The organism is Advenella sp. (assembly GCF_052108595.1).
In the GTDB taxonomy this organism is placed as follows: Bacteria; Pseudomonadota; Gammaproteobacteria; order Burkholderiales; family Burkholderiaceae_B; genus Advenella.
The window spans coordinates 1-6,178 of sequence record NZ_JBQEAU010000172.1 but is presented as its reverse complement, the minus strand read 5'-3'; the positions used below and the strand labels follow the sequence as shown (position 1 = coordinate 6,178).

7 protein-coding genes are annotated in these 6,178 nt (G+C 54.9%); all 7 read left to right on the top strand.

The genetic code is table 11. The features are described from left to right. Positions 1-304 (top strand): NAD-binding protein (locus tag ACTIKR_RS20025; RefSeq protein ID WP_442328828.1); only part of this gene is annotated, 304 nt, incomplete at its 5' end. Positions 305-332: 28 nt separating this feature from the next. Then, a complete protein-coding gene (locus ACTIKR_RS20020; protein ID WP_442328827.1) occupies positions 333-1,310 on the top strand; it encodes a Bug family tripartite tricarboxylate transporter substrate binding protein in 978 nt (325 codons plus the stop codon). Between the two features lie 4 nt (positions 1,311-1,314). Beyond that, positions 1,315-2,745 (top strand): NAD-dependent succinate-semialdehyde dehydrogenase, encoded by a 1,431-nt coding sequence (locus tag ACTIKR_RS20015; protein WP_442328826.1) that lies wholly within the window; start codon positions 1,315-1,317, stop codon positions 2,743-2,745. 26 nt (positions 2,746-2,771) lie between these two features. Further along, positions 2,772-3,986, top strand: a complete 1,215-nt coding sequence (locus ACTIKR_RS20010) for an ABC transporter substrate-binding protein (RefSeq protein ID WP_442328825.1) — start codon at positions 2,772-2,774, stop codon at positions 3,984-3,986. 2 nt (positions 3,987-3,988) lie between these two features. Further along, the gene (locus ACTIKR_RS20005) at positions 3,989-4,774 is read left to right on the top strand and encodes an N-acyl homoserine lactonase family protein (protein WP_442328824.1); all 786 of its coding nucleotides are present in this window, start codon (positions 3,989-3,991) and stop codon (positions 4,772-4,774) included. Positions 4,775-4,783: 9 nt separating this feature from the next. Next, positions 4,784-5,164, top strand: coding sequence for a hypothetical protein (locus ACTIKR_RS20000; RefSeq protein WP_442328823.1), 381 nt, complete (start codon positions 4,784-4,786; stop codon positions 5,162-5,164). 2 nt (positions 5,165-5,166) lie between these two features. Beyond that, positions 5,167-6,033: an alpha/beta fold hydrolase gene (locus ACTIKR_RS19995; RefSeq protein ID WP_442328829.1), complete on the top strand. Its 867-nt coding sequence runs from the start codon at positions 5,167-5,169 to the stop codon at positions 6,031-6,033. The last annotated feature ends 145 nt before the right edge of the window (positions 6,034-6,178 follow it).

Genomic DNA, 6,178 nt, shown 5'->3' with positions numbered 1-6,178 from the left:
CAAGCGTGCCGGCGTAGACCCGGCCCTGATGTTCGATGCCCTGACCAAAGGCTCTGCCGATAGCTTTGTATTGCGCAATCCGGGCCTTAAGGCACTATCGAAAGATACTTTCCCGGAAAAAACCTTTCCTACAGAATACGCCATCAAGGACATCAGGCTGGCGCTCACGCTGGCCGAAGATGGCAAGGTGGACGCCAAAGCCGCCAAACTGACCCACTCGCTGCTTGAGCAGACTCGCGATGCGGGGTTCGTCAAGGAATACTACCCGGTCATGGTCAAACTAATCGAAAAAGGTTACGCATAGCCAACGGCGGTCTCTCAAAGGAAATATCATGAATAGAAAAACAGTCCGAGCCGGGCTACTGGCTGCGTGTGCGTTTGCCCTGCCGCTGTCGGCTGCTGCTGCCTATCCCGAAAAGCCGGTGACGCTGGTCATCGGGTTCTCAGCCGGCGGACCCACCGATATCGTGGGACGGTATCTTGCCCAGGGTCTATCCGAAAAACTCGGACAAACCATCGTCGTGGAGAACCGGCCGGGTGCAACGGGCGTTCTGGCCCTGCAATCGGTAAAAAAGGAAAAGCCAGATGGATACACCCTCATGCTGGGAAGTAGCAGCACCTTGTCGATCGAACCGGTATTCAAGAAAAATGTGAAATTCGACGTATTCAAAGAATTGACCCCGATCGCTCCGGTTGCCAGTTATCCGTATCTGCTGGTCGTGCCCGCCTCCTCGCCTTACACTTCCATCAGTAGCCTGGTGCAGGGTGCAAAGAAACAACCGGGTACCCTGACATTTGCCTCTGCAGGTAATGGCGCAGTCAACCACCTGGCCGGAGAATGGTTCAAAAGCCAGACGGGTATCGATATTACGCATATACCTTACAAGGGTGATTCTGCTGCGGTATCCGATCTGGTGGCAGGCCGCGTTGACATGGCTTTTCTCAGCATTATCGCAGCAGATCCCCAAATCGCTGCAGGAAAAATGAAGGCGCTGGGCATTGCCAGTAGCGGCCCGTCCCAACTGAAGCCAGACATGCTAACCGTTGCCGACGAGAGTGGTATCGACGGCTTTAGCGCAGAACCCTGGAATGGCGTACTCGGGCCTGCACATATGCCTCCGGAAATTGTCGCAAAACTCAATGCTGCCATCACAGAGGTCATGTCAACCGACCAGGCCAAAGAAAAACTCGCAACGCTAGGGCAGTCTGCCTTCGTCGGCACTGCCGGTCAATTTACCGCTCATATCCGGTCCGAGATGAGGCGCTGGTCCGGTGTGATCAAGAAAGCCAACATAGAACAAGTGGAGTAGACCTATGCAATACATACAACTTGCCCTATTGATTGACGGGCAGTGGATCGACGCAACCAGCAGGGAAACACTTGATGTGATCGACCCGGCAACAGAACAGGTGTTGGGAAAGCTGCCGATGGCAACGCAGCATGACGTGGCCAGCGCCATTGCGGCCGCCGATAAGGCATTTGCCCAATGGCGAGACACCTCTGCCCTGGCCCGCTCGGACATCCTGCGGCAGACAGGTGCCCTGCTGCGACAAAGGCAGGAACAGGTTGCCCGAACCATCACCTATGAGCTGGGCAAACCCCTGGCCGAAGCCATGGGCGAAGTCATTGTCGCTGTGGAAATGTTTGAGTGGGCAGCAGAAGAAGCCCGCCGTCTTTATGGACGAATTATTCCCAGCCGCAATCGTGATATTCGCCAGATGGTCATCCAGGAGCCGGTAGGGCCGGTCGCGGCATTCGCGGGCTGGAACGCCCCAGCCATTACACCCTCGCGCAAGATTGCGGGCGCGCTGGCTGCCGGATGCACCATGGTTATCAAGCCGTCCGAAGAGACGGCCGGCGTCGCGCTTCAAATCGCCCGCGCCGTGGTGGATGCCGGGTTGCCGGCCGGCGTGCTTAATGTCGTATTCGGTGAACCGGGCAGCATTTCGGAACAGTTGATGGCGGCACCGGAAATCAAAATGGTCACCTTTACCGGGTCCACTGCAATAGGTAAACATCTGGCAGCCCTGGCTGCTCCCACCCTCAAGAGACTCACGCTGGAACTGGGCGGACACGCCCCTGTCCTGGTGTTTGACGATTGTGATATTGACGAAGCAGTCAAAAATATTACCGCGGCCAAATTCAGAAATTCCGGCCAGATTTGCACATCGCCCACACGCATCTATGTGCAGGATTCGATTTATGAAGCCTTCATCGCAAAAATGGTCGACGCCGTCAGCAAACTCACGATCGGCAATGGCTTTGACAGCGGCGTAACAATGGGTCCGATGGCCAATCCGCGCAGGCATGCGGCAATGAAGCATCTTATTGATGATGCCGTCGATCAGGGGGCCAGCATCGTTGCCGGAGGCGGGCTGCCCGAGAGCAAAGGCTGGTTTGTCGAACCCACGGTAATCCGGGATTTCAATAATCAGTGTATCGCGGCCAATACCGAACCTTTCGGCCCACTGGCGCTGCTGCGGCCGTTTTCAACGTTCGACGAAGCAATCAGCGAAGCAAATCGCTTGCCCTTTGGACTGGCCTCTTATGTGTACACCCTCAACAGCCGGACAGCCAAACGGGCATCGGACATGATCCAAAGCGGTGTGGTTTGCATTAACCATTGCCAGGCCTCCCTGCCGGAAACGCCGTTCGGCGGGCTCAAAGACAGCGGCCTGGGCAAGGAAGGCGGCATCGAGGGCCTAGAGCAGTTCATCAATACCAAGTACATCAGCCAGCTATAAATAACAATATCAGCGAGGAGACAAATATGAAAATGAGAAAATTGGCAATCGGCATGGCCGCGCTCTGCGGTGGCTACGCAGGCGTTGCAAGCGGCGCCATATCCAATGACGTTGTAAAAATAGGCGTACTGACCGATGTATCCGGCGCCTATTCGGGCAACGTTGGCCCGGGTTCCATTCTGGCTACCAAGATCGCTGTCGAAGAATTTGGCGGCAAGGTCCTGGGCAAACCGATAGAAGTGATTACCGCCGATCATCTGAACAAGGCAGATGTGGGCTCGGCCAAAGCGCGACAGTGGCTGGACCGCGAGAATGTCGATGTGATTACCGAACTGGGCAACAGTGCAGTCGCGCTCTCGGTCATGAACCTGGCAAAGGAAAAAAACAAAATGACCATCGTGACGGGGGCCGGCGCATCGCGCATCACGGGCAAAGACTGTTCGCCGACCAACCTGATGTGGGTCTACGATACTTACGCACTGGCCAAGGTCGGTACCGTGCCGCTGGTGCAGGATGGCGCAAAAAAATGGTATTTCCTGACCGCGGATTACTCATTTGGTCATGCGCTGGAAAGCGATGGCCAGCGCTTTATCAAGGAGAGCGGCGGCCAGGTCGTTGGCAGCACCCGGTACCCTTTCCCCGGCAATGATTTTTCTTCGTTTCTGCTGACGGCACAGCAAAGCCAGGCAGATGCGGTGGCCTTTGCCAGCGCCGGCGCAGATTTGCAAAATGAAATAAAACAGGCCAATGAATTTGGCCTGACCGCCAGCCAGAAAATTGTTGCCATGCTCATGAGCATTACCGATGTGCACGGAGTAGGCCTGCAGGCGGCACAAGGCATGAACTTTGCCGAGACCTTCTACTGGAATATGGACGATGAAACCAGAAAATTTTCCAGCAGGTTCTATAAGGAAATGAAAAAAATGCCAACTGCATTGCAGGCTGGTCAATATTCTGCGGTATTGAACTACCTGCGCGCCGTCGAACAGGCAAAAAGCGATGATGTCGCTGACGTCATCAAAGCCCTGAAAACCATGAAAATACACGATGCCTTTGCCAGAAACGCCTCGTTGCGCGAGGATGGCAAGCTGATACACGACGTGTATCTGGTGTCCGTGAAGAAACCGGAAGAGTCAAAAGAACCCTGGGATTACTACAACATAGAAAAAACGGTTGCGGGCGCCGAGGCGTTCAATCCACTGTCCGAAAGCGAATGTCCGCTGGTCAAGGGGAGTAAATAATCGTGGACAGGCAGTACCAGGTATATGCCCTGAAATATGCGAGCGTCGTGCGCAATGCGGCAGACAACTTTCTGCATAAAGATGCGCACGATGGCCCGATGCCGCTTGATTTTTATTTTTGGATCATTCGCGATGAGCAGCAGATCGTTCTGGTGGACACGGGCTTTAGCCGTTGCTCTGCGCTCGAACGCAACCGCCAGTTTCTGCACGAGCCTGTTGTGTTGCTGGCATCCCTTGGTATTGCGCCGGAGGATATCGACCATATTGTCCTGACGCATCTGCACTACGATCATGCCGGCAACGTGGCGCAGTTTCCCAACGCGACCATTCATTTGCAGGAAGCCGAAATGCACTTTGCCACCGGCAAATGGATGTGCTTTGAAAATTTCCGCCATTTCTTTTCCGCAGATGATATTACACAAGTAATTCGCAAGGTATACGCAGATAAAGTACAGTTTCACGATGGCAATGCCACGCTGCCTGGCGGCATCGAGCTCGTCCGTATTGGTGGCCACACGCCCGGTCTGCAGGCAGTCCGGGTCAATACCGGCAGGGGACCGATCATGCTGGCTTCCGATGCCATGCATTACTATCGCAACTTTACCACTGACAATCCCTTCCCCGCTATTGTCGACGTCACAGAAATGTTGCAGGGCTACCGTACGCTACGCAGCCTGGTGCCATCCGACGATCACCTGATTCCCGGTCACGACCCGTTGGTGGCTGCACGTTACCCATGCGTGGAAACGCACTCCTCCATATTTCGCCTGGATGTCACGCCAGGTTAAGGAAGACTCATGTTATCCGATGAAGATATTATCGCAGCCTGGCCTGCCCAACTGGCAGACAGGGAACATCTGGCCTGGAAAGGCCGGCACCTGAACACATCATTCCTGTTTGCCCTGGGCGAGCGCCGCTATCTGGTTGCCATTCAGGAAGGCCGGATGCGTGTGCGCGACGCCTCGGCAATCACGATGCCCCAATGGGACTTTGCACTGCGCGCCGACGAAAATGTGTGGAATGAATTTTTCCAGCCGATACCCCGACCGGAGTATCACGATCTGCTGGCGATGATGAAATTTCGCCGGCTGGTCATAGAAGGCAATCTTTATGCGTTCATGTCGCATTTGCTGTTTTTCAAGGCACTGTTTGCGCTTTTGCGTTCCACGGAGAAATGATGATGACGGCATCCTTTGACGCAGTAACCGGCAGATATCTCAATATCCAACTCCATGGCAAACCGCATCGCATCTACATCGAAACCGCAGGTCAGGGCATTCCCCTGCTGTGTCTGCATACGGCAGGCGCCGACACGCGACAATACCGGGCTTTGCAAAATGATAAGCAAGTGACCGATCGCTTTCAGGTCATTGCCTTCGATTTGCCATGGCACGGCAAATCTTCACCGCCGCCAGGCTGGCAGGACGAACGCTACCAACTGACCTCATCCCAGTATATCGATACGATTCTGACCGTGATGGACGCCCTGGCGCTTGAGCAACCTTATGTCATGGGCTGCTCTATCGGTGGACGAATCGTCCTGCATCTTGCCCTGCATCATCCGGAAAAGTTTTCCGGCCTGATCGGCCTGCAGTCCGGCGCTCATGTCGATCCCTATTACGATCTGGACTGGTTGCACCGTTCCGATGCGCATGGCGGCGAGGTATGCGCCGGCATCGTCTCCGGACTGGTGGGCCCCTGCAGCCCGGACCGCGAACGCTGGGAAACCTTGTGGCACTATATGCAAAGCGGCCCTGGCGTATTCAAGGGCGATTTGCATTTTTATACGATGGACGGCGATATTCGCGACCAGGTCAGCCAGATCGACACGAGCCAATGCCCGCTCTGGCTGTTGTCGGGCTCTTATGATTATTCCTGCACGCCCGCTGATACTGCCTTGCTGGGCAACACCATTGCTGGCGTCAAATGGCGCATCATGGATGGACTGGGCCATTTCCCAATGAGCGAAGATCCGGCGACGTTCGCAAGCTATTTATATCCCGTCCTTGACGAAATTTATGCAGGGCATCAGAACACAAACGGTTGAACGACTAGTCACGCTGCTGGCCCACTTTCAGACCCAATACGCCGCGCAAAAAGAAAAAGGCTGATGATCAGCCTTTTTCCTTACTTTACTACACGGCAAGACGGATCTGTCCTTAATGCCGCACGCGCATGTGCCCTAGCCCAGG

Coding starts and splice junctions, on each gene's coding strand:
- ACTIKR_RS20020 (WP_442328827.1), top strand. CDS start 333: ATGAATAGAAAAACAGTCCGAGCCGGGCTACTGGCTGCGTGTGCGTTT.
- ACTIKR_RS20015 (WP_442328826.1), top strand. CDS start 1,315: ATGCAATACATACAACTTGCCCTATTGATTGACGGGCAGTGGATCGAC.
- ACTIKR_RS20010 (WP_442328825.1), top strand. CDS start 2,772: ATGAAAATGAGAAAATTGGCAATCGGCATGGCCGCGCTCTGCGGTGGC.
- ACTIKR_RS20000 (WP_442328823.1), top strand. CDS start 4,784: ATGTTATCCGATGAAGATATTATCGCAGCCTGGCCTGCCCAACTGGCA.
- ACTIKR_RS19995 (WP_442328829.1), top strand. CDS start 5,167: ATGACGGCATCCTTTGACGCAGTAACCGGCAGATATCTCAATATCCAA.